This is a genomic window from Pseudomonas sp. SIMBA_067 (assembly GCF_046534675.1).
Classification (GTDB): domain Bacteria; phylum Pseudomonadota; class Gammaproteobacteria; order Pseudomonadales; family Pseudomonadaceae; genus Aquipseudomonas; species Aquipseudomonas putida.
On record NZ_JAWRYH010000303.1, the window covers coordinates 1 to 279 of the forward strand.

General features: G+C 42.7%; 1 protein-coding gene. It reads left to right on the forward strand.

The annotated features are described in order from the left end of the window. Positions 1–209: hypothetical protein (locus tag SB765_RS29195; RefSeq protein ID WP_410932427.1), on the forward strand; the 209-nt coding region annotated here is incomplete at its 5' end. Positions 210–279: the final 70 nt, after the last annotated feature.

Here is a 279-nt window from a genome sequence, read left to right on the forward strand (position 1 = left end):
CTAAACATAATCGCTTTGATGGGATCCGAGCCTCTGCAGCTCTATCGATTATTGCCTATTTGATTTTTGCGCAGCTGAGCCTTAACGCTGAGCTATATAGCATCGTTTTTTTTGGCGGCACATTTATTGGAATGAGTGCTCCCCACCGTTTTGGTGTGTATACGCTTGCCAGTTCAGCAAAATATTTTCACTGTTTTTTGCCTATCTAGTGCCTATTCTTGATGGTTTTGGTGGCGCTTTGGGAATTAGTGCATTTCTGTCTGTGTGTATTTGCCATGT